We start from the raw sequence: 22,966 nt of genomic DNA on the forward strand, positions 1-22,966 counted from the left end.
GTGGAGGTTCCGTGAAAGATTATCAGACCAGACTAGCCTCGATTGTGGCTGATTATGGCGCCCCGCAAGGCGGCGAAGCCATTAATGCCGAAGATTATCGCGGGAAAGTCCCAGACGCGATGTTGGAATTCTGGCAACACAACGGAGTAGGCGTCGTTCTAGATGGATATTTCCAGTTTTGTGATCCGAACCGATATCGCGGTGTTTTAAGACTGGTATTCGATAACGACCCTGACATTCGTGCCGACCAAACATATGCTCTTGGTTTTGGCTCTTTTGGGACAATCATTGCCTGGAATGAGACGTACCAAGACGTAATTATCGATCTCGTGAAAAGCCGGGTTTCGTGTCCAGCCCTTGTCAGTGGAAAATTCCATGATCCAGACCTTTCTGTAACTAGCCAACTGATGATGCTCGATGATCCGAGTTTTGACGAATATGATTCAGACGTGAAAAAATTGTTCAAACGAGCACGTTCAAAATTGGGCAAGCTAGGGGTAGACCAAATTTACGGCTTCAGGCCTGTTCTTGCACTAGGCGGCAACCGAGATCTGACTAGCCTTTCAATATATGACGCAGTTCCGCACATGGCGATTTTGGCACAAGCACATGAATTTCAGCTTATGGATGATGCAGCATATCCTCCCCAGCCGGTTCGTTCCATCGGAGGATGATGCTAACATCTTTCAAGTGTCTTTTCAGTGCTCTTAACCTCAGAGCGCGCTGTTGGATTAAGCATTAGGAGAGTTCGATATGGTTTCTCGCCCGGTCACGTTGAAGGGTCAGATGCATGTGTGTCCAATGGTTGATCCTGGACCAAAACCGCATATTGGAGGCCCGGTCACATCGACGCAGCAGAACTTCGTGACCGTCGAGGGCGTGCCGGTAGCTACCGTCGGAGATAGCTTACTCTGCACTGGCGTTCCCACCACCTCTGATAAAATAACAAGTGGGTCTTCCGTGGCCAGCATAGAGGGCAAAAAGGTTGCCCGAATGGGCGATTCCTGTGCGCATGGAGGAAAACTGGTGCAAGGAGTTTCTTGGCTTACCTTTGAGTAACTGTCCTTTAGCGGCAAGCGCGCTCGATCAGCCAGCTCCAGATGAGCGAACCATCGCCCGGCAGGTGATGTTTACACCGCTGAGAGGGGCGGGCGTGTAAAGCCATCGGCTTTTGCCGGATGACGATCCGTTACGAAACCAGGCCAAGGAATTATCATGACCTTCTTAAGCGAATGACGGCGCTGGCGCATGAGCGCCGCCGTTTTGGATATGGACGCCTTCTTGTGCTGCTTAGACGCGAGGGCCACCTTGTGAACCACAAGAAACACTTCGCCCTCTATCGGGAAGAAAAGCTGACGATATGAACCTCGCCGGGTTTGCCGGAGGCCATTTTGTTTAAGTATGCAGCCATGGCTGGTTCGTAGAGCATAGCGTAAAAGCGCTCTTCAGCTTCGGCTGGCGGTATGTTTCCTCTGGGCTCCAGAGACGCCGATGGTTGAACCAGTCGACCCATTCCAGTGTGGCAAATTCTACTGTCTCGAAAGTACTTCATGGTCCGTGCCGATGAATGACCTCAGCCTTGTAAAGCCCGTTGATCGTCTCGGCGACGGAATTGTCATAAATGTCGCCGGCGCTTCAGACAGACGGCTCGATGCCAGCTTCTGACAATCGCTTGGAATACCGAAACGACACGTATTGCACACCTCTGTCCGGGTGATACACGAGGCTGCCGTCATCAGCGCGACGTCGATCATGAAGTGCCTCGGCAAGGGCATCGAGGACGAAGCCTGCATGGGCAGTCCGACTCGCCCGCCAGCCGAAGATGCGACGAGCGAAGACGTCGATGACATCAGCGCAAATGCGCAGCATCTGTCGCGTGGTCACGTAGACGAAGCCCTGCCAGATGGCGACATAGGTGAAGTCCGAAACCCATAACCTGTTTGGTGCTGGGGCTTTGAACTGGTGGTTCACCGGGTAGTGCGGGCTCGGGTCGGACTTATCTTAGAACATCGTGCGGATCGGCTTTCCTCTAATGATACCCTGCTGGCTCATTGACCTCATAAGCCTGGCGACACTGCAGCGGGCGACGCCAAAGCCCTCCCGCTTCAATCGCCGCCAGACCTACGAACGCATAGACGTTGAAGTTCTATTCGAAGACACGCGTATCTCGATCTTCAGACTGATATCGCTGCGGGCGAGGATCGACAGGCGATCCGCGTCCAGTCGCTTGGAGACATTCTCGTCGTAGGTTGACGGGGCGATCGGCAGCAGTCTGCAGATCGGCCCGACCCCGAACACACCACGGTGTTCGTCGATGAACGAAATCATTATTTGAAGGGGGGCGAGCTCCACCATGGCGAAATAGGCTGAAGCTTTGTGCACAATCTCGTTGGCCTGGCGAAGTTCTCGATTCTCCCGCTCAAGAGCCCTCATCTTCTCGGCGACATCACTCGGCAGGCCTTGCTAGGCTTCATGATCCAGCACCATACGAATGCCACGTTGACGGACTTCAGGTGAAAATTTGTCGTCTTGCTCATGATGGCTCCACTTTCTCAGAACTTGGAGCTTCCGGCAAACCCGGTGCGGTTCACTCAGCCTCAGACCCTGATTTTCGAGTTTGATCGCATGAAGGCGGTCCTGCTCTTCCATGACCTAGTCGGTTAAGTCGGTCACCTGCATCGTCTTCATGAGATATTGCACCTCGGCCTGCAGCTTGGCGATGATGATATCTCCCTTGTTTTTGGGCCGTCGTTTTTTCCTCTGGTCCGAGGGTATGACCAAATGGCCGGGCGAGGCGGCTGGCTAGGAGCCGGCAGATTGTCGCAGCCTGTCGAGTGGAGACCCTACCAAGATTTAGACGGATTAAATGCCGAGGATTGAAACGAGGTTCTGGGAAATTCGCCGCTGAAATCTGAAGCCGTTGCCGTGACGTGTGTAATAAGTGGAAAGCCCGGGTACAAAGAAAGGTGCGGACCCAATCCGGAGTTTTTGAAAATTGCATGAAATCAATGGCGCAAATTTTTGGCGGAGAGGGTGGGATTCGAACCCACGATACCCTTGCAGGTATGCCGCATTTCGAGTGCGGTGCATTCGACCACTCTGCCACCTCTCCGCGGGCACGAACTGTGAGGTTCGTGCGGGCGTTCTCTTAACCAGCAATGTGCGGGTGCGCAAGGGGCTAAATGCTGTTTGCTGCTTCTGCACCGAAAGTTTTTAAGAGTTTTGTGACGGCGCGAAGTGGCGGGTTGTTGGTGCTTGCCCGATGTGTCCTCAAAAATGAATGCGGAACCAATTTTCTCGTCGTGTTGTTTGCCTTGGGATGAAAATGCGAGGGCAGGATGCGCGCGGACGCGGAGACTATTGGCAATTCCGGACTTCGGTTCTGGTCCACCAGATATGGAGATTCGCCGGTTATAGGAACGGCCATTCACGACGGGCATGACGTCAGGGGTGATGTAGCCGGTCTTATGGCGCTGTCAGATGGTGAGCGTTTGAGGGAAGAGGATCCATTTACCGCTGAGATGGTTTCCGGACTTTGCAATCAGATCATAGTCCACAGGTCGAGATTTGAAATCGATCTTAACCGCCAGAGCGACAAGGCAATCTACCTGGATCCCGACCAGGCATGGGGCCTTAATGTGTGGCGGGAGCAGCCTTCGGATACAGCTCTGGGCAAATCGCTGAATTTTCACCAAGACTACTATGCGATGCTCGAGCAGACTCTGCGGAACATGGAAAAGCGGCATGGCGCCTTCGTTGTGCTCGACGTCCATAGTTATAATCATCGAAGAGCAGGGCCAGACGGCCCGGCAACGCCACAGGATAAGGCTCCGGACGTTAATATCGGCACGTCTTCAATGGACCGAGAGAGGTGGGGCGATATCATCGATGTCGTCATCGAACATTTTCGAGAAGTTGAGGTAAACGGGCGTCCATTGGATGTGCGGGAGAACGTAGCCTTTCAGGGTAAGGGAGAACAAACGCGCTTCGTACACGAGCGTTTCCCGGAAAACGGATGTGCGGTGGCCATCGAGTTCAAGAAAATTTTCATGGATGAGTGGACAGGTGAACCTGACCAGCTGGTCATAGATCAAAGACGTGACGCCATCACCTCACTGGAACAGGTTCTGACAGATGTCCTGAGGAGGCGGCAATGAAGCTGTCGCCAGTCAGCAGACAAGACGCTGAACAAGACCTTCTGGACATGGTCAAGACTTGTCTCGAATCCGGAAAGGCTGTCCGGCAGGATGTAGGTGCCGATGGCCGGCTGCACATAGACAGGCCATTGCCATTTTTGTGCGTTCATCTGACAAAGGGCGAAAAGAATCTAGCAGCTCGTGACATCGCCGCAGCACACGCATCATACCTGATTGCGGCTGATATCGAAGAAGCGCTACCGATTATCGATGCAGTCGGGCAGGAGATGGTAAAACGCTTCGGTGATTTTATCGTTCTTGATGTGGATGAACTTGAACATGACATCCTTCTCGCGGACGATTCACCTTTCTTGCCGCATTACGAAGTGAAGGTTTCTTCCAGTTCGCACGGGCCCGCGCTCAATGCGAAAAGCGTGTTTATTAAAGCTGTCTGCGATGCCGAGATACGGTTTAGGACCCCTAGGATCACCTCTCCCTCCAGCGAAGGGGAGGTGCTATGGGGAGCGCCGAAAAATGCGCTGTGTTTCCCATGGCTGAGTGTCCGCTTCGCTCCGATCTATCGCCAGCCGGAATCCGGTGCAGATTATCCGGGCTTGCGCGAAACGATGATTGCAGATCTGTTTGATGCCGGGCTCAGGGCTTTCTCTGCCTTTGCCAATGACGCGACATCAATCAAGGTTTCATCTCACCGGGCGCTGGGCCGTAAAGCCTTTGTCGATGCGGTGAAGCGCGCTGACCGCTCTATAGACGACATCGCCGCATCATTTGATTTCCTCCTGTCCGTTACGCCAATCAATGCGCGCCACGCCTTCAAGGAATTTCAGGAGAGTGATTTCCAGCGCGCACCGAATTTCCTTTATCGTCCTCTTGGGGTGGACGTTGAGGAGCAGAAACGCAAGCTTTACTCTGTCGCATTCGAGCATCTCGAAGACCCCGTGCTCTATCACCTCTACCGAGAAAAGCAGCAGGAGATCGATCTTCAACTCACGATGCTTGCCAATCTGCATAATCCAAAATTTCAGGATTTCAGCCGCGCACTTTATGGCGCTGTGGAACCGGAGTTGCTCTCACTTGCCGAGGACGTGCTGGCGAGGTGTCCGCCGCCCGTTCAAGAAGCGGTTGCTACCGCCGACTGTTACCATGTTGCCAACAGAGCGCGCGATATGGTCGCCGCCTACCATGAGCAGAGTGCGGAGTTCGATGCTCGAGTGGAAATCAGAGATGATTTGCCGCCGGGGCTGATGGTCAGCGGGAACAAGCTTTTCGTTTCACGTCACACGGTTATGGAAGAGCGTCGTGTAGACGCGCTTCTCCACCACGAGATAGGTGTTCATCTGCTGACTTACTTCAATGGTTCGGCGCAGGGGCTGCGCCTCTTCCGCTCGGGCCTTTCCGGTTACGAAGGCGTGCAGGAAGGGCTTGCCGTACTGGCCGAGCATCTCGTCGGCGGCATGACGCGTGAACGGTTGAGGCTGGTTGCGGGACGCGTCGTCGGTTGCGCCGCCATGCTTGATGGCGCAAGTTTCGTAGATACCTTCCGCATCATGACTGACAGGTTAGGGTTTGATAAGGCCGGTGCTTTTAACTCGGTACTGCGGATTTTCCGCGGTGGCGGTCTATCGAAAGATGCGATCTATCTGAGAGGACTGAACGAAATCATCCAACATCTGCGCAACGGTGGCGCGCTTGAGCCTTTCTGGATGGGAAAGATTTCTGCCGCGCATTTTCCGGTAATGCAGGAGCTTACCTTAAGGGGACTACTTCGTCCCCCGAGCATCAGCCCAGGTTTTTTGGCGCCAGCAAGCGCCCAGAAGCGGCTTGAAAAAATACGATCAGGATTACCCATAGCCGAAATGGCAACATTGTAAGGGAGGACACATGCGTCTCGCATTTTTCGTCAATTCAATTGAGGGCGAGCAGCCAACCTTTGCGACCGGACTGTTGGCGATGGCTGCGCTTAACCGCGGACATGAGGTGGTCTATTTGACACCGAGCGATTTCACCTTAAGGCCCGACGATAGCCTTGTGGTGCATGGCCTTGTCCTGCCACGTCAAAAATACAAAAAGATCGAAAATTTTCACGCTGTCCTGCAGGAAAAGAAACTCGATAGAGAGACAATCAATATCGAAGACATCGATGCTCTGATGTTGCGAAACGACCCGTCGCTCGACCAGACGGCACGGCCATGGGCGGTGAATTCCGGCATATTGTTCGGGCGGCTTGCAGAACAGCGCGGTGTCGTGGTCCTGAACGATCCCGAAGGCTTGGCCCTTGCACAGAACAAGCTCTATTTCCAAAGTTTTCCAGAAATCGTTCGGCCGACAACGCTCATCTCTCGCAATGTCGATGAAATCCGCGCTTTTGCTGATGCGCATCCCAAGGGCGTCATCGTCAAGCCGCTGCAGGGTTCGGGAGGCAAGAATGTCTTCAAGATCGGCTCAAGCAAGGAAACCAATCTCAACCAGATTTTCGAGGCTGTGAGCGTAGAGGGTTATCTGATTGCGCAGGCGTACCTGCCTGCGGCCAAGGATGGCGATATTCGGTTCTTCATGATGAACGGCGAGCCATTGATGCGCGATGGCAAATACGCCGCGCTTCGTCGTGTGCCAGCGAAAGGTGACTTGAGGTCGAATATTCACGCCAGTGGCACGGCGGAAGCCGTTGACGTAACCGACGATGTCATCGCGCTGGCAGAGATGATGCGGCCAAAACTTGTCGAGGACGGCATGTTCCTCGTCGGTCTGGACATCGTTGGTGACAAGATACTTGAAGTCAATGTATTCTCGCCGGGTGGCCTTTCGCATATCCGCGACCTGACGAAAGTGGACTTTACCGATACGGTCATTGAAGCAATCGAGAAAAAAGTCACCATGCAGGCGGCTTCTTCCGGCATGTTGAACAACCGTTTGTTGGCGACCCTATAAAGGTCGCCAACCATCAAACCTTCATGTGTTTCTGAGCCGCCCCTGCATCAAATCGGTCACTGCGCGGGCGGCTTCAAGCACATTGGTTCCGGGGCCGAAGACGGCGGCAACGCCGCTATCCAACAGGAACTGGTAGTCCTGACGGGGCACGACGCCGCCGACGATGACAATGATGTCGTCCGCTCCCTTATGTTTCAGCGCAGAAACGAGTTGAGGTGCGAGCGTCTTGTGGCCCGCGGCCAGCGATGACATGCCGACCACATGAACCTTGTTTTTGACGGCCAGTTCCGCCGCCTCCTCGGGGGTCTGGAACAGAGGTCCGGCAACGACATCGAAACCAATATCGCCAAATGCCGAAGCAATGATCTTGGCTCCACGGTCATGCCCATCCTGACCCAGCTTGGCGACCAGCATCTTGGGCTGGCCACCCAGGGCCGAAGAAAGCTCTCCCAGCCGTGTGCACAATGTCGCGTATTCCGGATCGTCCTCATAGGCTGCGCCGTAGACATCGTGTACGACCTCAGGCATGGCCTCATGGTCGCCGAAGACTTTCCGCAGCGCATCCGATATCTCTCCGACTGTCGCTCGCGCCCTTGCTGCTTCCACCGCTGTTGCCAGAAGGTTGCCAGTGCCGGATTGCGCGACCTGAGCCAGTTCGGCAAGTCTTTCCTCGACCTTGGCCGGGTCCCGTTGGCGCCGGACCGTTTCAAGCCGCCTGATCTGACCAGCTCGGACGGCACTATTGTCGATATCGAGGATATCGATGGGGTCTTCGTTTTCCAGGCGGAATTTGTTTACGCCCACGATGATTTCCTCGCCACGGTCAACAGCAGCCTGACGGCGGGTTGCAGCTTCCTCGATGAGCCTTTTGGGCAGCCCATCGGCAACAGCTTTTGTCATGCCACCCAGTTTATCGACCTCTTCGATCAACTCCCAGGCTTTCTCCGCCAGCTCGTTGGTAAGGCTTTCGACATAGTAGGAACCCGCCAGCGGGTCGACAACCTTGGTCACACCTGTCTCATGCTGAAGGATGAGCTGCGTGTTCCGCGCAATACGGGCGGAAAAATCGGTGGGTAGCGCCATGGCTTCGTCGAGCGCATTGGTGTGCAGGGACTGCGTGCCACCGAGCGCTGCGGACAATGCCTCGTAAGCGGTGCGAATGACGTTGTTGTAGGGGTCTTGTTCCTGCAGAGAAACGCCGGATGTCTGGCAATGCGTTCGCAACATGAGGGACGAGGCTTTTTTAGGCTCGAATTCTTCCATGATGCGAGACCACAGCAGCCGTGCCGCCCGCAGCTTGGCCGCTTCCATGAAGAAATTCATGCCGATCGCGAAGAAGAAAGACAGCCGCCCGGCAAAATCATCGACATTCAAGCCCTTCTTCAAGGCCGCACGAACGTATTCGCGACCATCGGCCAACGTGAAAGCGAGCTCCTGGACGAGCGTCGCACCGGCTTCCTGCATGTGGTAGCCGGAAATGGAAATCGAGTTGAAGCGAGGCATTTCCTTTGCGGTATATTCGATGATATCGGCAATGATACGCATCGACGGTTCCGGCGGATAGATATAGGTGTTCCGCACCATGAACTCTTTCAGGATGTCGTTCTGAATGGTGCCTGAGAGTTCTGCCTTCGTGCAGCCCTGCTCTTCGCCCGCAACAATGAAGCTCGCGAGAATGGGAATGACCGCCCCGTTCATTGTCATCGAAACGGACATGTCTTTGAGCGGTATGCCATCGAACAGAACCTTCATGTCCTCGACGCTGTCGATGGCCACTCCGGCCTTTCCGACATCGCCAACGACGCGTTCATGATCGCTGTCGTATCCGCGATGGGTGGCAAGGTCGAACGCCACGGACAGGCCCTTTTGACCCGCAGCGAGATTGCGTTTGTAAAAAGCATTGGATTCTTCTGCTGTCGAAAAGCCTGCATATTGGCGGATAGTCCACGGACGACCGGCATACATGGTGGCGCGGGGGCCGCGCACGAAGGGCTGGAAGCCGGGCAAGCTCTCGAGATGCGAAATGCCGTGGAGATCTTCGGCGGTATAAAGCGGTTTGACCGCGATCCCTTCCGGCGTTTGCCAGACCAGGCTATCAGGGGATCGTTTCAATTCTTTCTCAGCGAGCTCGCGCCAGTCATTCACCGTTTTCTTGCCTGACATCCAAGTCTCCTTTTGATCAGCATTGCCATGTTAACCACGGTAACGCTTTACCTCCTGATTTGGACGCATCTGGCTGCGACCGGAATTTGAAAGATACGGAGCATGTGTGCTCCGCACAACCTTTCGGGCAAACAAGTTTCTTGCCGCCTGGATCTTGCTGGAATGCGCGGCGTTGAATGCAGCAATGGCCTGCGGCGATGATATCGTCTTAATGTGTGTAGGTGACGACGAGGAGCAACGGAATGTCCGTTACGATCATTCTTCTGGCGGCAGGAACATCCAGCCGGACCGCGAGCCAGGGCTTTCATAAGCTCTTGGCGGAATTTGAAGGGCTGCCATTGCTTCGAAAGATGGCGCGGGTTGCAAAGTCGAGCAAGGCTTCGGCCGTTGTTGTCGTGCTGGGCCATCAGCATGAGGCGCTGGCAGCTGCGCTCAATGATCTCGATGTCACTGTGACGATCAATGAAAATTACGCGAGCGGCATGGCAAGTTCCATAGCCCAGGGCTTTGCCACGGATCAGGCAAAAAACGCGGATGGCGTTATGGTCATGTTGGCAGATATGCCGGAAATTTCCACCTCTCACTTGGACCGCATGATCGATGTGTTTCATGAAGCTGGAGGCAATTCTGTCGTTCGTGCCGTCTGCGGTGAAAAGCCAGGCAATCCGGTCATTATGCCAAGATCGCTATATGGAAGCGTCTTGCATCTGACAGGTGACAGCGGCGCACGCCGGTTGATTGAAACCTCGGGATTGCCGATCATCGGTGTCGAATTGGGCCTGGCTGCGCGGAATGATGTGGACACCCCCGAAGCTATTGCCGCAGCTGGAGGCATGCCCGCCAAATTCTAGCCGAGTTGATTGAGTCCGAGAGATCATCCTTAGCGCTGAGCCGTTCAACTTTTCGTTCTTGGAGGGCACTTTTGATCGTCAGCTTCGTTTAGCTTTACCTCAAAACAAGTGAAGCGGATCTGGACATGCAGGATAGCATCCAACTGGAACTTTCCCGAAGAAATTTACTTATCACCTCTGCCGCGACGATCGCGGCCACGGGTGTCGCCGGTCAAGCGGTGGCTCAGTCTCCGGGGAGCCAGATGAATTACAGCACAAAAATCCACTTTACGGTCAACGGCAAAAGCCATGATCTCGATGTCGACAACAGGACGACATTGCTCGACGCCTTACGTGAAAACCTTCACCTGACGGGCACGAAAAAAGGCTGTGACCATGGCCAGTGCGGTGCCTGCACGGTCATGGTAGACGGCAAACGCATTAATTCCTGTCTGACGCTGGCGGTCATGCATGATGGTGACGAAGTCACCACAATCGAGGGGCTGGGTCAGCCCGGTAATCTGCATCCGATGCAGGAAGCATTTGCAAAGCATGACGGCTTCCAGTGCGGGTACTGCACACCGGGCCAGATCTGTTCCTCCGTGGCGGTGCTGGAAGAAATCAAAGCAAATATTCCAAGCCACGTCACCGAAGATCTCAACAGTCCCGCTCCACTGACAGCCGATGAAGTTCGCGAACGTATGAGCGGGAACATCTGTCGATGCGGGGCGTACTCCAACATTCTTGATGCGATATCGGAAGTCGGAGGGATCACAGCATGAAGGCCTTTACATTCGAGCGTGCTTCCTCCGTGGAAGCAGCAGCCAAATCTGCGGCATCAAATCCCGGTGCTAAATTCATCGCTGGCGGCACCAACCTCCTCGACCTTATGAAACTGGAAATCGAAACCCCCACGCATCTGATCGACGTCAACGGTCTTCGCCTCGATAAGATCGAGACCACCGAGAACGGCGGGCTGCGGGTGGGGGCGATGGTCAGAAACACTGATCTCGCCTCAGATGCTACGGTTCGGCGTGATTATGGACTGCTCTCGCGTGCGCTTGTTGCAGGCGCATCCGGCCAGCTTCGCAACAAGGCGACCACTGCGGGCAATCTTCTGCAGCGCACACGCTGTCCGTATTTTTACGACACTAACCAACCCTGCAATAAGCGGCAGCCGGGTAGCGGCTGTTCCGCCATTGGCGGTTTCAGCCGCCAACACGCGGTTGTCGGTGTCAGTGACGCCTGCATTGCTACCCATCCAAGCGACATGGCTATCGCAATGCGTGCGCTGGACGCTTCGGTTGAAACTGTTAAGGCTGACGGCGCGAAACGCACCATCCCCATTGACGATTTTTACCGTCTGCCTGGCGATACGCCTCACATCGAAACTTCGCTTGAAAAAGGCGAGTTCATCACTGCCGTTACACTTCCGCCACCGGTTGGAGGCAAGCACATATACCGCAAGGTCAGAGATCGCGCGTCCTATGCTTTCGCGTTGATTTCGGTCGGCGCCGTCATTCAGCAGGATGGGACCGGGCGTGTCGCTGTCGGCGGTGTCGCTCACAAGCCTTGGCGTGTAGAAGCAGCGGAGGCGGAGCTGCCGAACGGCGCGAAAGCCACTGCGAGCCGCATTCTTGAGAATGCCAAGCCCACTGAAGAAAATCGTTTCAAGGTCGAGTTGGTCGAGCGCACGCTCGGTGCTGTCCTGTCTGAAGCAAGGGGTTAAGCCATGAAATTCGACACACCAGCAACGACAAATCCGATCGATCGCCTCAAAGTCGTCGGCAAGCCAATTCACCGTATCGATGGCGAACTGAAGACGACAGGCCGTGCGATGTATGCCTATGAGTGGCATGACCCGTCCATGAAATATGCCTACGGCTATCCGGTGGGCGCTGCCATTGCCAAGGGGCGGATAAATTCGATGGATGTGACAGAGGCGAAAAAAGCGCCCGGTGTCATCTCCGTTGTAACGACCCTTGATGTTGGCAAGCTTGAGAAAGGCGAATACAACACCGCCAATCTCTTCGGTGGCGACGAGGTCCAGCATTATCATCAGGCGATTGCTGTTGTCGTAGCCGAGACTTTCGAACAGGCGCGATCAGCCGCATCCCTAATCAAGGTCGACTATACCGAAGAGAAAGGCGCGTTCGATCTGAGTGCTGAAAAGGGCGCAGCCAAGAAGCCGGACGATTCACAGAAGCCAGATACGGCAGTAGGCGATTTCGACCAGGCATTTTCCGCTGCTCAGATCACGCTCGACCAGACCTACAAAACACCGGACCAGTCCCATGCGATGATGGAACCCCACGCATCCATCGCAGCATGGCACGATGGTGAGTTGACCATATGGACTTCGAGCCAGATGATCGATTGGTGGAGGTCTGACCTCGCGACGACCTTGGGCGTCGACAAGGAAAAGATTCACCTGATGTCGCCGTTCATCGGCGGCGGTTTCGGCGGCAAATTGTTCCTGCGAGCAGACGCGTTGCTGGCTGCACTTGGCGCCAAGGAAGCTGGTCGGCCAGTAAAGCTGGCACTGCCGCGACCTATGATCATGAACAACACGACGCACCGGCCTGCGACAATCCAGCGTATTCGCATCGGCGCTGGACCGGATGGCAAGATCACCGCAATTGGCCATGAAAGCTGGTCAGGCGATTTGCCTGGCGGCGTGCCGGAAACGGCCGTCAATCAGACGAGGCTCCTTTATGCTGGTGCCAACCGCCAGACGTCAATGCGCCTTGCCACTCTCAATCTTCCTGAGGGGAATGCCATGCGCGCGCCGGGCGAAGCGCCGGGCCTGATGGCGCTTGAAATAGCGATTGATGAAATGGCTGAGAAGGTCGGTATGGACCCTATCGCGTTCCGCATCGTCAATGACACGCAGGTTGATCCTGAAAACCCGGAACGTCCATTCTCCCACCGCGATCTCATCGGTTGTCTCAAGCTGGGTGCGGAAAAATTCGGCTGGAGCAACCGTCCAAAGGTTGCGTCGAAGAAGGAAAGGAACTGGCTGATCGGCATGGGCGTTGCTGCTGCCTTCCGTGACAATCTGGTGCTTCCTTCGGCAGCCCGCGTCAAACTGGGGAGAGACGGTATCATCACGGTTGAAACCGACATGACGGATATCGGGACGGGCAGCTATACGATCATCGCCCAGACAGCTGCTGAGATGATGGGCGTTACTGTCGATAAGGTGGCGGTGCAGCTTGGCGATTCCCGCTTCCCGATTTCAGCCGGATCCGGCGGTCAGTTTGGGGCAAACTCGTCGACGTCAGGCGTTTATGCTGCCTGCATCAAGCTGCGTGAGGCAATCGCGCAGAAGCTGGGCTTCAACTCCGAAGATGCCGTGTTCGAAGACGGTTCTGTAAAATCCGGCAACAGGACGGTTCCGCTTGCCGAAGCCGCTGGCGCAGAAGGGCTTGTCGGTGAAGACACGATGGAGTGGGGCGATCTGACCAAGACCCACCAGCAGTCTACTTTCGGCGCTCACTTCGTAGAGGTCGGCGTTGACGCCGCAACGGGCGAGACCCGGATTCGCCGAATGCTGGCTGTCTGTGCAGCAGGACGAATCCTGAACCCGATCACGGCGCGCAGCCAGGTCATTGGCGCCATGACGATGGGGGCAGGTGGCGCACTCTCGGAAGAGCTGGCTGTCGATACAAGCCGAGGCTTCTTCGTCAATCATGACCTTGCTGGATATGAAGTGCCCGTTCATGCCGACATCCCGCATCAGGATGTCATTTTCCTCGACGAAACGGATCCGATGTCATCGCCGATGAAGGCGAAGGGCGTTGGAGAGCTTGGTCTTTGCGGCGTCTCGGCCGCAATCGCAAATGCGATCTACAATGCGACCGGCGTTCGGGTACGGGATTATCCCATGACACTGGATAAGATCATCAGCGGTCTGCCAGAGGTCGCTTAGGCAGGATACCGTCAAATCGAACCCGCTGCCATCGTACGGCAGCGGGTTATTCGCGTACTAGAATGCCGCAAATTTCGTATAGCTTTTCGTAACCATCATAAAAGGTCCGATGGAACGATTAACATCTGATGGGCTTATTGTGTCGTAAAACGCTCCATCAAGAACTTGAAATAAGCTTGGGCATGATGCCCCGACACTGTCCGGCCTCCACATTTGCCTCCGAATGCCGCCCCCCGACATCGCCTCATCAAAAATGTACCGAACCACAACTTGAGGGCCCGCTCGTATGAACATACGAGGGCGTTGCCACGGATTTGAGCATGCAGGACGAAATCGCGCGACTGGCCAGTCTGAAAAACTTGCGTCTTCTCGACACTTTGCCAAGTGAGAATTTTGATCGAATTACACGGCTTGCGGCCAACATATTTGGCCTTCCAATCGCCGCCGTCTCGCTAACGGATATGAACCGCCAATGGTTCAAGTCGAAGGTCGGGGTCGAGCATAATGAAATTCCGCGCGAAAAAGCGCCTTGTGCCGAGGTGGCCGAAACCTGCCGCCCCTTTGTCATCCGTGATTTTCAGTCAGATTCCTGTTTTGCGGATAGTACCCTAGGCGCCGCGGGCATACGGTTTTACGCCGGGGCTCCGCTGGTAACGGTAGACGGCTTTGGTTTAGGTGCACTTTGCGTGCTCGGCACGGAGCCGAGAGATGTTACTGACGAAGAAATGGCGACGCTCTGTGACCTGGCGGCCATGGTCATGGATCAGGTGGAGTTGACCCATGCTCTGGGCAGAATCGAGCCCATCAGCGGACTACCAAACAGGTTTCAGCTTCTGAATGACCTCTCCGACATGGCCTTGAACCACCCGCGCGAGGAGTGGATCATCAGCCTGTTGAACCTTGCGCAGACGGAACAGTTCGAGCGCCTGTCACGCGTTCTGGGGCCATCCTATTTCGATACGGTGATACAAAAAGTCGCGAAGCTTCTTCGCGACCATGTGGGAGACGATAGAGTCCCATATCATATTGGTCCGACACAGTTCGCATTCTTTGCCCCCGCCGGTATCGCAGTGGATGCCTATGTCGATCTTCTGGCCGGCAAACTTCGCGAGATCGAGCTGGACGGCGACTTGCAGATGTCGATGACGCCGTCGATCGGCATCGTCGCGTTCCAGCCTGCGTCTCTATCGCCTGAAGATGTACTGCGCTCCTTGCAAAGTGCGGTGCAGGACGCCAGTGAGAGCTGCAACAAGATCGGCCTTTTCTCCCCGGCCATGGATCTTCGACACCGGCGCAATTTCAGAATACTACAGGACTTCAAAGGCGCGCTGACTGCAACAGACCAGCTTTCCCTGGTATTTCAGCCCCGTATGGACCTGCGGACTGGTGAGATTGGTAGTGCTGAGGCGTTGCTGAGATGGGACCATCCCGTGCTTGGGCCGATATCACCAGTGGAATTCATACCGGTAATCGAAGCGTCCTCCTTTGCCCGTCAACTGACGGACTGGGTGGTTGACGAGGCCTTGTCGAATTTGGCTTCCTGGGGTGCTCATGGTCTGCATTTCAAGCTGTCGATCAACCTTTCTGCGGCCAATCTGGATGAGCAGGATTTCTTCGAAAGAATCATGTCAAAGCTTTCCACCCACATGGTTCGCCCAGACCAGATTGAACTGGAATTGACTGAAACCGTGATGATGAAGGAAACTGAGGGCGCCTTCGGTTTGCTGGACAAGCTGAAATCTGCTGGATTCCAGTTGGCGATCGACGATTTCGGCACCGGCTACAGCAGCATAGCCTACCTTCAGAAACTACCGGCGGATGTTGTCAAGATTGACCGTTCATTCGTATCGGAAATGGAAAATGGCAATCGCGAGCGCACACTTGTGCGTTCGATGATCGATCTTGCCCACAGTCTTGCATATCGGGTGGTTGCTGAGGGGGTGGAAACGGTCGAGGCCGTCAATCTGCTTCGAGCGATGGGTTGTGACGAATTACAGGGATATTGGCTGTCCCGACCCATCCGGGGCGATGATCTGTTCAACTGGCTTGTGGAACGAGACCAGCCGGCTGCTTTGCTCTCGGCGTAAGCCGCCAGAAGGCAGCATCCGTTTCAAGAGCGTTGCATCCGTCACCAGAGAGGCATCCCGATATGAAAGACATATTTGCGCGAATGGCCAGCGGTACGATCAGGTTTGATGACGACTTGATATTCATCCTTGATGCGCTTCCGGTGCCTTTGACCTGGGCGTCACTGCCGGACGGCAACATGCGCTTCGTCAACAGGGCTTTCACGAAGACATTCGGATACCAGAACGGTCATTTCGCCACAATCGATCAATGGGTCAGCCAGACCTATGCTGATGAGGCCGAAAAGGCCCAGGCCCGGCAAAGATGGGACGAATTCTGGAATTGTGGACGTCGCGGCATAACCGAGGTGCAGCCGCTCGAATTGCACATCAATGATATCAACGACAAGACCATCGTCGTGCTCCACAGAGGTATCGTCCTCCACGACTTCAATCTTTGGATGGCGACCTACGAGGACCTGTCCACTCAGAAGCTTGCTGAAAGCGCCCTGAAGCGGATTGCCTATGAGGACCCGTTGACCGGTCTGGGCAATCGAAGGGCGTTGCAGGAGCATTGGGACAGCGAGATGGCGAGAAGTCTTGCGACGGCGTCGCAGCGGATGATTGCCATCCTGATGATCGACCTCGACAACTTCAAACCGATCAACGACTATTTCGGACATGCCGCCGGAGATGATATCTTGCGGATGGTGGCCATTCGTCTGCGGCAATCGGTCCGCCAGGATGACACGGTGGTGCGGATGGGTGGTGACGAGTTTGCGATCCTTCTCACCGATCTCGAAGATCAGGATGACGCAGAGAAGATCTGTCAGCGCATCTCAGATGCGTTTGCCAAACCTTTTATCATCCAGGGCGAAGAGATTGACGTTGGGGCGACTGTCGGGGCCAGCCTCTACCCCCATCATGCTGGAAATCTCGAAACGCTACTCCACGCAGCGGATCAGGCCCTCTATCGCTTGAAGCGAAACCACACCCATGACTGGGAATGGTTCAATCGCTCTTTTGAGCCACTCCAGTCCACGCAGACAGCCGTCGCCTGATCTGGTCAATTGAGCTTCTGCAAGGGATATATGATGCCGGAATAAATCGCCGGGGTGCCGTCTGGGCCATGGAAACACCGGCCGGACGACATCACGAATTCGAATTCACCATGTGCGTTTCGAACCCTGTATTCAGCATTATGTGGTCGACCATCCCTGACCGCTTTCGCTATTAGCGCAGCCAGACCGGGCCTGTCGTCCAAATGGACACGTTCCATGTACGACGCCAAGGGCAGACCCCTGACGGTCTGCAAGGGGTCCAGCCCAAACAGAGCGGCAACCGCGGTGTCCCCATACAGCCGATCGTCTTCCATCGACCACGTGTAAATCCCGGCTTCAATTTCGGAGCTTTCCAGCCTCTCCATATACACCAATTCACTCCCCAACCCACGAAACGCAACGGTAATCCTAGTGACCGACGAGATGTGCTACCGCACGGCGTTTCGTTTCTCCAGTGGTCTGTTAACGCCGGATGACGCCGTACACGATCTTTCTATCGCCGCCTCGGTATCCGCCGCGATTGTCGCGCCAGTCACGGTCGCGGTCTCGTCGGAAGTCTCTGTCGCGGAAGTAGCGGTTGTCATCGTAACCACGGCTATGGACGGACGAAGAATAATAGCCGCCGCCTCGGTAGCCTCTGTCATCGACGCAGCCGCTGAGCACGCCAGCGGATACAACGCAGATCGCCAAGCTCAAGATCTTCATGGGGTTCTCCTTGCCTTTGACAACCCCTAACCCTGTCAGTCGCGATTGGTTCCCCTGTAAAAACAAGGTTGCGTGGCTGTTGAGCGCACGCATTTTCATGTTGCATCGCACACGATATCCTTTATTAGGAGCTTACTCACCACGGACCCGGTGAAACTCCGGGTGGCTCTTCTGGCCGCCGATCCGCCAGACAACGCAAAACCTGCATGACAAATACCACCGACGCCCAATGCGTCCGTTTCATGCTTTGCGAGATTTCATCACATGCTACTCACATCTCTCCGTCGGGATTGGTCTGCCAATCCTATTCGCGAAATGCTCGCGGGAGCCGTCGCGACATTCGCGCTGATCCCCGAAGTCATCGCCTTTTCGTTCGTGGCCGGCGTTGACCCTCAAGTGGGTCTCTTCGCTTCTTTTGTTATCGGTATCGTGATCGCCTTCACCGGTGGTCGTCCGGCCATGATTTCTGCTGCCGCAGGCTCGGTCGCCTTGGTTGCTGCCCCTCTGGTGCATACGCATGGCTTGCCGTACCTTTTTGCTGCAGGCCTTCTGGCCGGCATGATACAAATTCTGTTCGGCATCCTTCGCCTTGGCGTCCTGATGCGCTTTGTGTCCAAGTCGGTACGCACTGGCTTCGTCAACGCGCTTGCGATGCTCATCTTCGCTGCCCAGCTTCCGCACATTCTTGGCGGCGATTTGCTGGCTTACGGCATGTTGGCTGCAGGACTGGCGGTGATTTACATCGTCCCAAGAGTGACGGACGCGATACCGTCACCCCTGATTTGCATTCTGGTTCTGACCGGTGCTGCAATCCTGTTTGATCTTCCTGTCATGACGGTTGCAGAACTGGGCAAATTACCGGATTCTCTTCCCATTTTCAGTTGGCCTGCCGTTCCGCTGACCCTTGAGACACTTGGCATTATTGCAGGGCCTGCGCTGGCCATCGCAATGGTCGGCTTGCTCGAATCCATGATGACAGCAAGTGTTGTGGACGATCTGACGGGAACGCCGAGTTCGAAAAACCGGGAATGTACCGGCCTCGGCATAGCCAACACCGCAGCAAGCCTTTTTGGCGGAATTGCAGGGTGCGGCATGATCGGGCAGACGGTCAGCAACCTCAAATACGGCGCCCGGGGCCGGTTTTCCACGCTTTTCGCGGGCGTTTTCCTGCTTGTCCTCATGGTGCTGCTGAAGCCTTGGGTTTCGCAGATTCCTGTCGCAGCGCTCGTCGCGATCATGATCATGGTTTCCATAGACACGTTTGACTGGTCGTCGGTGAAGACCCTTGTCGTGCATCCGAAAATGTCGAGCGCCGTCATGGGCGTAACTGTTATCGTGACTGTTCTCAGCGAGAACCTCGCTCTTGGTGTTGCCGTTGGCGTGTTGCTGAGCGGCGTCTTCTTCACATTCAAGGTCGCGCGCCTTTTGCGTGTGGAAACCCAAACCGATGAAGAAGCGCGCCGTGTGACTTACACGGTTTCCGGTCAGGTGTTCTTCGCCTCCGCAGATGTGTTTGTGGATGCTTTCGACACGGAAGCGGCCGAGGGTATGTCTGTCCTCATCGATGTCTCAAAGGCACATTTCTGGGATATCACCGCGGTCGCTGCGCTCGAAAGGGTGACAGAGCGTTTTGAAAAGCACGGCGTTGCGGTCAAGGTGATCGGTTTGAACGCTGCAAGTTCAACACTGATCGAGCAACTGAACGGTCCGGTCAAACTCAAAGAAGTCTGACAGCACCCTGCAATGCTTCTGGAGGACGCGAAGGCTCGCGTCCTCCGAACCGCCTAAATTGGATTTGCTTCCAGTTCGGACGCGATCGCGTCATCGATAGGTGTTTCATACGTCATCAGGATGCCGCCTAGTGTGATGTAGAAGCCAACCGTGGCGATCAGATCAAAAATGGCTTCACGGCCAATGCTGTCTGCGAGTTCGCGCTCCAGCGCAGCAGGAATGTGACGCAGGTCAAAAAGAGCGTCGACCGCCTGCACGATCAAGCCGTCCTCTCCTTCAGGCATCGCAGCAACAGCTCGAATGCGCTCATCGCTAAGGCCAAGAGACCGCGCCCTGCTCACATGATGAGCCCACTCATAGCTTGATCCAAGCCGGTGGCCAGTTCTCAAAATCACGATTTCGGATCTGATCGGCCCCAGTGCATTGTCAACGACGATATGCTGGCGAAGCGGTGCCCAACTTCTCAAGAGGGAGGGGTGGTGCGCCATGGTGCGATAGACGTTCAGCTTGCCCGCGAATCCTTCTCGCATGTCGGCGACGGAGCTTGGCCAATCAGAATCTTCAATAGGCGGGCAGGGCGATATTGGCATGTTTTCCTCCGTCGATGGTGGGTTCGTTGCTCAATTCATCAGCATTTTAGCCAAGGGTTGCAGGCATTTGCACAGACAGAAAGCGACTCCTAAAAGAAGATGGCGAGAGGTCGGAAATGAGCTTTACAAATGATATAAAGTGATAACAATAGAAATAATAGAGCATCCTTCCTGCTGAGGAAGTGGTCTGTGTAATGGACCGCGCGGGGAGGCTGCAGTGCATAGGAGGTCGTCATGGAAATCTCATCGCTAACCGCCCGTCAATTGTACGAGAAGGCCAAGGCAAACCCAACCCGCAGACGATTTGGGTTCGGGCGCAAGCCAATGCTGATCAATATCGATCTGCAATGTGCCTACACCTCTGTCGGTGAGTTTATCTCTGCCTATGAGACCGATCCGCAGCAGCTCGAATACGTCAATACACTTTCGAACCTTGCTCGCGCCAAGGGTCTCCCCATCACCTGGACCTATGTGGCCTATATGGAATCTGGCGAGGACTGCGGCGTCTGGGGAACGCGTACCGATACGCCGGACTCCCTGCAGAACATCAAGGTTGGTTCGCGCCGTGCCGAGTTCGATCCGCGCCTGCAGATCGATCACGTCAAGGACATCATTATCAACAAGCGCATGGCTTCGCCCTTCCATGAGACCAATCTCCAGTCGCTGATGGTCTGGCATCAGTGTGATACGGTCATTCTCACGGGTGGCTCCACATCCGGCTGTGTGCGTGCCTGTGTGGTGGATGCGATCTCGCGCGGATATCGCGTCATCGTTCCCGAGGAATGCGTGGCGGATAAGCACGAGAGCCCGCATTTCGCCAATCTCTATGACATTTCGGTCAAATACGGCGATGTGATCCCGGTATCGGACGCCATTGCCTGGTATGAAAACTATCAGCCGGAGGTCCGCTAAGATGGCCGCCGAAAAAACCGACATGAAGTCGGATCTGGGTCTTTACGATTATCTGCCGTGGCCCAACCGCCCGAAGATCGTCTGGCCCGATAACAAGAAGATCGCCGTCTGGATCGCTCCGAATATCGAATTCTATGAGTATGATCCTCCAAACAATCCTACCCGCACGCCGTGGGCTCGTCCCAATCCGGATGTTCTTCAATACTCCCACCGGGATTACGGGAACCGGGCCGGTTGGCAGCGCATGATGGCTGCGATGGATAATGCCGGATTTCGCGGCTCTGTTTCCCTCAATGTCGCCCTTTGCGATCACCATCCGGAAATCATCAAGGCCTGTGCGGACCGTGGCTGGGAGTTCTTCTCCCACGGCATCTACAACACGCGCTATGTCTATAATCTCGACATCGAGCAGGAGCGGGCGATCATTCGCGATGCCTTCGATACGGTGCGCAAACACACCGGTCAGGAACTGGCTGGATGGCTGTCTCCGGCTCTGTCCAACAATTTCTGGACGATGGATATCCTGTCTGAAGCGGGCATTCAGTATACCTGCGACATGTTCCACGACGACCAGCCCATGCCGGTCAAGGTCAAATCCGGCAAGCTGATTTCGATGCCTTATTCGCTCGAGATGAACGATGTGATCGTTTACAACAGCCAGAAGGTTACGCCGCGCCATTACGGCGAAATCATCAAGCGTCAGTTCGATCAGCTTTACAAGGAAGGTAGCGAGAGCGGCACGGTCATGTGCATTCCCTTGCATCCCTATCTGGTCGGACAGCCACACCGCATCGATGCCTTCGCCGAAGCCATCGACTACATCGCAGGGCATGAGGGCGTATGGCAGACGACAGGTCGCGAAATCGCCGCAGCCTACCATTCCAGCGGTGCCTATGACGCGATGAATGCCGCCATGGCTGCCCACAATTCAGGGAAAGGTGCGCGCTGATGTCTATGCCTGAAGACTATCTCAACTATCCCGCCCGCCGCTATGGCATGGATCATGATCGTTACGAGTGGAGCGATTTATTCGCCCGCAAGCCGGTTGTCTGGCCAGATGGCGCTCGCATCGCGCTTTCGATTGTAACGCATGTCCAGCATTTTCCGCTTGATATGCCGTCCAAGCCATTCAAGGCGCCAGGGGCATTGTCCATGCCCTATCCGGATTTCCGCTATTACACCAACCGGGATTACGGAAACAGGATCGGAATTTTCCGCATTCTCAAGCTGCTTGCTGAAAAAGACCTTGAAACCAGCTTTGCAATAAACGGCGTGATCGCACAGCGATACCCGGCTCTCATCGATGCCGTGGTCAGAGGCGGGCATGAAATCATCGCGCACGGTCTTGATATGGGCAAGGTCCACCACTCGGGGCTTGGCGAGGAGGAGGAAAACGCAATCATCGCCGAGGCGCTCTCCCTTTTGCGCGAGGCGAGCGGGCAGAAGGTGGAAGGCTGGCTGTCGCCCGGCCGCGCGCAGGGTTTCAAGACGCCCGATCTCTTGGCTCGTAATGGCGTTGCTTACAGCCTGGACTGGGCCAATGACGATCTTCCTTACGAGATGCAGACAAGCAATGGCACTCTGCTTGCCATGCCGATGGCTTATGAGACCGATGACCGCGTGGTTGCCGACGAATATTTTCAGTCGGAAGCCGAATGGGTGCAGCAGGTTAAGGACCGCTTCGACGTGCTCTACCGCGAAAGCGGCCAATATGGCGGTCGCGTCATGAGCCTGCCGCTGCATAGCTGGGTGTCCGGAATGCCTTACCGCGTCGAATATCTGCGTGAAGCGCTGGATTACATCCTGTCCCACGAGGGCGTCTGGAATGCCCCTGTGGGAGACATCTGTGCGGCTTTCCGCGCGGGCAAGTGATGCGTTGACACATCCGGAGGCGG

At 55.3% G+C, this 22,966-nt stretch carries 19 protein-coding genes, 1 tRNA gene, 2 pseudogenes and 2 other annotated features; of the genes and pseudogenes, 16 read left to right on the forward strand and 6 right to left on the reverse strand.

Annotation, left to right across the window (positions count from 1 at the left end; translation table 11 throughout):
* Window positions 1-11 precede the first annotated feature (11 nt).
* From QRN85_RS02610 to QRN85_RS02620, 3 genes and pseudogenes are all read left to right on the forward strand, one after another.
* Window positions 12-674: a GAD-like domain-containing protein gene (locus tag QRN85_RS02610; protein WP_284757131.1), complete on the forward strand. Its 663-nt coding sequence runs from the start codon at window positions 12-14 to the stop codon at window positions 672-674.
* Window positions 675-753: 79 nt separating this feature from the next.
* Complete coding sequence (locus QRN85_RS02615; RefSeq protein ID WP_284757132.1) at window positions 754-1,059, forward strand: PAAR domain-containing protein; 306 nt, start codon at window positions 754-756, stop codon at window positions 1,057-1,059.
* An 83-nt stretch (window positions 1,060-1,142) separates the two neighbouring features.
* Window positions 1,143-1,361: pseudogene (locus QRN85_RS02620) on the forward strand (IS3 family transposase); the annotation flags it as partial.
* A 41-nt stretch (window positions 1,362-1,402) separates the two neighbouring features.
* Here QRN85_RS02620 and QRN85_RS02625 read toward each other — a convergent pair.
* Both QRN85_RS02625 and QRN85_RS02630 read right to left on the reverse strand, forming a co-directional pair.
* A pseudogene (locus tag QRN85_RS02625) lies at window positions 1,403-2,487 on the reverse strand (IS3 family transposase); the annotation flags it as partial.
* Window positions 2,254-2,368 (reverse strand) — a sequence feature (AL1L pseudoknot). It overlaps the preceding pseudogene by 115 nt.
* A 535-nt stretch (window positions 2,488-3,022) precedes the next feature.
* A tRNA-Ser gene (locus tag QRN85_RS02630) sits at window positions 3,023-3,112 on the reverse strand.
* A gap of 226 nt (window positions 3,113-3,338) precedes the next feature.
* Here QRN85_RS02630 and QRN85_RS02635 point away from each other — a divergent pair.
* The 3 genes from QRN85_RS02635 to QRN85_RS02645 are packed head-to-tail and all read left to right on the forward strand — an operon-like array spanning window position 3,339 to window position 7,082.
* Window positions 3,339-4,157 (forward strand): N-formylglutamate amidohydrolase, encoded by an 819-nt coding sequence (locus QRN85_RS02635; RefSeq protein WP_284757133.1) that lies wholly within the window; start codon window positions 3,339-3,341, stop codon window positions 4,155-4,157.
* Window positions 4,154-6,025 carry a flavohemoglobin expression-modulating QEGLA motif protein gene (locus QRN85_RS02640; protein ID WP_284757134.1) on the forward strand — a complete coding sequence of 624 codons (1,872 nt, stop codon included), beginning with the start codon at window positions 4,154-4,156 and terminating at the stop codon, window positions 6,023-6,025. The genes QRN85_RS02635 and QRN85_RS02640 overlap by 4 nt, the downstream gene beginning before the upstream one ends.
* Before the next feature lie 10 nt (window positions 6,026-6,035).
* Entirely contained in the window at window positions 6,036-7,082 is a 1,047-nt protein-coding gene (locus tag QRN85_RS02645; protein WP_112962246.1) for a glutathione synthase, read from the forward strand.
* Between the two features lie 21 nt (window positions 7,083-7,103).
* Here QRN85_RS02645 and scpA read toward each other — a convergent pair whose 3' ends face one another.
* Window positions 7,104-9,245 (reverse strand): methylmalonyl-CoA mutase, encoded by a 2,142-nt coding sequence (scpA, locus tag QRN85_RS02650; RefSeq protein ID WP_284757135.1) that lies wholly within the window; start codon window positions 9,243-9,245, stop codon window positions 7,104-7,106.
* A gap of 242 nt (window positions 9,246-9,487) precedes the next feature.
* Between scpA and QRN85_RS02655 the strand changes: the two genes are divergently transcribed.
* From QRN85_RS02655 to QRN85_RS02680, 6 genes are all read left to right on the forward strand, one after another.
* The gene (locus QRN85_RS02655) at window positions 9,488-10,096 is read left to right on the forward strand and encodes a nucleotidyltransferase family protein (protein ID WP_284757136.1); all 609 of its coding nucleotides are present in this window, start codon (window positions 9,488-9,490) and stop codon (window positions 10,094-10,096) included.
* A gap of 125 nt (window positions 10,097-10,221) precedes the next feature.
* Complete coding sequence (paoA, locus tag QRN85_RS02660) at window positions 10,222-10,857, forward strand: aldehyde dehydrogenase iron-sulfur subunit PaoA (protein ID WP_062588008.1); 636 nt, start codon at window positions 10,222-10,224, stop codon at window positions 10,855-10,857.
* The gene (locus QRN85_RS02665) at window positions 10,854-11,804 is read left to right on the forward strand and encodes an FAD binding domain-containing protein (protein WP_284757137.1); all 951 of its coding nucleotides are present in this window, start codon (window positions 10,854-10,856) and stop codon (window positions 11,802-11,804) included. Before paoA ends, QRN85_RS02665 begins: the two co-directional genes overlap by 4 nt.
* A gap of 3 nt (window positions 11,805-11,807) precedes the next feature.
* A complete protein-coding gene (gene paoC / locus QRN85_RS02670; RefSeq protein WP_284757138.1) occupies window positions 11,808-14,006 on the forward strand; it encodes an aldehyde oxidoreductase molybdenum-binding subunit PaoC in 2,199 nt (732 codons plus the stop codon).
* A 320-nt stretch (window positions 14,007-14,326) separates the two neighbouring features.
* Window positions 14,327-16,093 carry a sensor domain-containing phosphodiesterase gene (locus QRN85_RS02675; RefSeq protein WP_284757139.1) on the forward strand — a complete coding sequence of 589 codons (1,767 nt, stop codon included), beginning with the start codon at window positions 14,327-14,329 and terminating at the stop codon, window positions 16,091-16,093.
* Window positions 16,094-16,155: 62 nt separating this feature from the next.
* Window positions 16,156-17,133, forward strand: coding sequence for a GGDEF domain-containing protein (locus QRN85_RS02680; RefSeq protein ID WP_112962252.1), 978 nt, complete (start codon window positions 16,156-16,158; stop codon window positions 17,131-17,133).
* 5 nt (window positions 17,134-17,138) lie between these two features.
* On the opposite strand, the gene QRN85_RS02685 is transcribed toward QRN85_RS02680, so the two are convergent.
* Entirely contained in the window at window positions 17,139-17,498 is a 360-nt protein-coding gene (locus tag QRN85_RS02685; protein WP_113091807.1) for a PAS domain-containing protein, read from the reverse strand.
* Between the two features lie 97 nt (window positions 17,499-17,595).
* Window positions 17,596-17,838 (reverse strand): hypothetical protein, encoded by a 243-nt coding sequence (locus QRN85_RS02690; protein WP_112962254.1) that lies wholly within the window; start codon window positions 17,836-17,838, stop codon window positions 17,596-17,598.
* Between the two features lie 140 nt (window positions 17,839-17,978).
* Window positions 17,979-18,034: a sequence feature (sul1 is cis-regulatory element that is thought to sense ions involved in sulfur or methionine metabolism; They are found in Alphaproteobacteria), on the forward strand.
* 68 nt (window positions 18,035-18,102) lie between these two features.
* On the opposite strand from QRN85_RS02690, the gene QRN85_RS02695 reads away from it, so the two are divergent.
* On the forward strand, window positions 18,103-19,569 hold the full coding sequence (locus tag QRN85_RS02695) for a SulP family inorganic anion transporter (RefSeq protein ID WP_284757140.1): 1,467 nt from the start codon (window positions 18,103-18,105) through the stop codon (window positions 19,567-19,569).
* A gap of 53 nt (window positions 19,570-19,622) precedes the next feature.
* Here QRN85_RS02695 and QRN85_RS02700 read toward each other — a convergent pair whose 3' ends face one another.
* A complete protein-coding gene (locus tag QRN85_RS02700; RefSeq protein ID WP_284757141.1) occupies window positions 19,623-20,159 on the reverse strand; it encodes a carboxymuconolactone decarboxylase family protein in 537 nt (178 codons plus the stop codon).
* 234 nt (window positions 20,160-20,393) lie between these two features.
* Between QRN85_RS02700 and QRN85_RS02705 the strand changes: the two genes are divergently transcribed.
* From QRN85_RS02705 to QRN85_RS02715, 3 genes are read left to right on the forward strand one after another with little or no spacing between them, the layout of a single operon-like run.
* Window positions 20,394-21,071, forward strand: a complete 678-nt coding sequence (locus tag QRN85_RS02705; RefSeq protein ID WP_062587989.1) for an isochorismatase family protein — start codon at window positions 20,394-20,396, stop codon at window positions 21,069-21,071.
* 1 nt (window position 21,072) lies between these two features.
* Window positions 21,073-22,020 carry a polysaccharide deacetylase family protein gene (locus QRN85_RS02710; RefSeq protein ID WP_200939077.1) on the forward strand — a complete coding sequence of 316 codons (948 nt, stop codon included), beginning with the start codon at window positions 21,073-21,075 and terminating at the stop codon, window positions 22,018-22,020.
* The gene (locus QRN85_RS02715; protein ID WP_284757142.1) at window positions 22,020-22,943 is read left to right on the forward strand and encodes a polysaccharide deacetylase family protein; all 924 of its coding nucleotides are present in this window, start codon (window positions 22,020-22,022) and stop codon (window positions 22,941-22,943) included. Before QRN85_RS02710 ends, QRN85_RS02715 begins: the two co-directional genes overlap by 1 nt.
* Window positions 22,944-22,966: the final 23 nt, after the last annotated feature.

The sequence above is a fragment of the Agrobacterium sp. fls2-241-TYG-188a genome, assembly GCF_030209845.1.

Coding starts and splice junctions, on each gene's coding strand:
- QRN85_RS02615 (WP_284757132.1), top strand. CDS start 754: ATGGTTTCTCGCCCGGTCACGTTGAAGGGTCAGATGCATGTGTGTCCA.
- QRN85_RS02635 (WP_284757133.1), top strand. CDS start 3,339: ATGCGCGCGGACGCGGAGACTATTGGCAATTCCGGACTTCGGTTCTGG.
- QRN85_RS02640 (WP_284757134.1), top strand. CDS start 4,154: ATGAAGCTGTCGCCAGTCAGCAGACAAGACGCTGAACAAGACCTTCTG.
- QRN85_RS02645 (WP_112962246.1), top strand. CDS start 6,036: ATGCGTCTCGCATTTTTCGTCAATTCAATTGAGGGCGAGCAGCCAACC.
- scpA (WP_284757135.1), bottom strand. CDS start 9,245: ATGTCAGGCAAGAAAACGGTGAATGACTGGCGCGAGCTCGCTGAGAAA.
- QRN85_RS02655 (WP_284757136.1), top strand. CDS start 9,488: ATGTCCGTTACGATCATTCTTCTGGCGGCAGGAACATCCAGCCGGACC.
- paoA (WP_062588008.1), top strand. CDS start 10,222: ATGCAGGATAGCATCCAACTGGAACTTTCCCGAAGAAATTTACTTATC.
- QRN85_RS02665 (WP_284757137.1), top strand. CDS start 10,854: ATGAAGGCCTTTACATTCGAGCGTGCTTCCTCCGTGGAAGCAGCAGCC.
- paoC (WP_284757138.1), top strand. CDS start 11,808: ATGAAATTCGACACACCAGCAACGACAAATCCGATCGATCGCCTCAAA.
- QRN85_RS02675 (WP_284757139.1), top strand. CDS start 14,327: ATGCAGGACGAAATCGCGCGACTGGCCAGTCTGAAAAACTTGCGTCTT.
- QRN85_RS02680 (WP_112962252.1), top strand. CDS start 16,156: ATGAAAGACATATTTGCGCGAATGGCCAGCGGTACGATCAGGTTTGAT.
- QRN85_RS02685 (WP_113091807.1), bottom strand. CDS start 17,498: ATGGAGAGGCTGGAAAGCTCCGAAATTGAAGCCGGGATTTACACGTGG.
- QRN85_RS02690 (WP_112962254.1), bottom strand. CDS start 17,838: ATGAAGATCTTGAGCTTGGCGATCTGCGTTGTATCCGCTGGCGTGCTC.
- QRN85_RS02695 (WP_284757140.1), top strand. CDS start 18,103: ATGCTACTCACATCTCTCCGTCGGGATTGGTCTGCCAATCCTATTCGC.
- QRN85_RS02700 (WP_284757141.1), bottom strand. CDS start 20,159: ATGCCAATATCGCCCTGCCCGCCTATTGAAGATTCTGATTGGCCAAGC.
- QRN85_RS02705 (WP_062587989.1), top strand. CDS start 20,394: ATGGAAATCTCATCGCTAACCGCCCGTCAATTGTACGAGAAGGCCAAG.
- QRN85_RS02710 (WP_200939077.1), top strand. CDS start 21,073: ATGGCCGCCGAAAAAACCGACATGAAGTCGGATCTGGGTCTTTACGAT.
- QRN85_RS02715 (WP_284757142.1), top strand. CDS start 22,020: ATGTCTATGCCTGAAGACTATCTCAACTATCCCGCCCGCCGCTATGGC.